The sequence below is a fragment of the Streptomyces sp. NPDC029216 genome (assembly GCF_040648015.1).
Lineage (GTDB): Bacteria > Actinomycetota > Actinomycetes > Streptomycetales > Streptomycetaceae > Streptomyces.
The window spans coordinates 1-1,072 of record NZ_JBEZWL010000321.1; the positions used below are offsets into that span (position 1 = coordinate 1).

The 1,072-nt window shown below is 68.5% G+C and carries 1 protein-coding gene; it reads left to right on the forward strand.

Annotated features, from left to right (window positions below):
• Window positions 1-123 precede the first annotated feature (123 nt).
• Window positions 124-1,072 (forward strand): IS481 family transposase (locus AB0F18_RS39320; RefSeq protein ID WP_362070373.1); only part of this gene is annotated, 949 nt, incomplete at its 3' end.

Below are 1,072 nucleotides of genomic sequence, written 5' to 3' on the forward strand. Positions count from 1 at the left end.
TGTTCTGTCCAGGGAGGTTGTGGACGGGTGATGCAGGTCTCGGCTGAGAGATCTTGAAATGGGTGAGGGCCTTCTGGCCTGGTGTGGATTGCGACATCTGCACCGGCGACCAGAAAGGCCCTCGTGCCCCACCGTAATGCACCCCTGACCGAGACCGGACGCCTGCGGCTGGCCCATTGCGTGGTCGAGGACGGCTGGCCGCTACGGCGGGCGGCCGAGCGTTTCCAGGTCTCACCGACCACCGCCCAGCGGTGGGCCGCCCGCTACCGGGCCCTCGGCGAGGCCGGCATGGCCGACCATTCCTCCCGCCCGCACCACAGCCCCCGCCGGACAGCGACCCGCACCGAACGGCGGATCATCAAGGTCCGGATCCTCCGGCGGTGGGGACCGGCCCGCATCGCCGGACTGCTGAACGTGCCCGCCTCCACCGTCCACCGGGTCCTGGTCCGCTACCGGATCGCCCGCCTGACCCACCTGGACCGCGCGACCGGCCGCGTCATACGCCGCTACGAACGCGAAAAGCCCGGCGAACTCGTCCACGTCGACGTCAAGAAACTCGGCAACATCCCAGACGGCGGCGGCCACAAGGCACTGGGCCGCGCGGCGGGCCGCAAGACCAAGACCGGCGTCGGCTACCAGTACATCCACACCGCCGTCGACGACCACTCCCGCCTCGCCTACAGCGAGATCCACGCGGACGAGAAGAAGGAAACCGCCACCGCCTTCTGGCAGCGGGCGCAGGCCTACTTCACCAGCGCCGGGATCACTGTCGAGCGTGTCATGACCGACAACGGCTCCTGCTACAAGTCGTATGCCTGGCGTGACCTGCTGGCGGCGGCCGGGATCACCCACAAGCGAACCCGGCCCTACCGGCCCCAGACCAACGGCAAGGTCGAACGCCTCAACCGCACCCTCCTGGAGGAGTGGGCCTACGCCCGCCCCTACACGTCAGAACAGGAACGACGCGACGCGTTCCCCAAGTGGCTCCACACCTACAATCACCACCGAGGACACACCGCGCTCGCAGGCAAACCACCCGCCAGCCGCGTCCCCAACCTCACTGGGCAATACA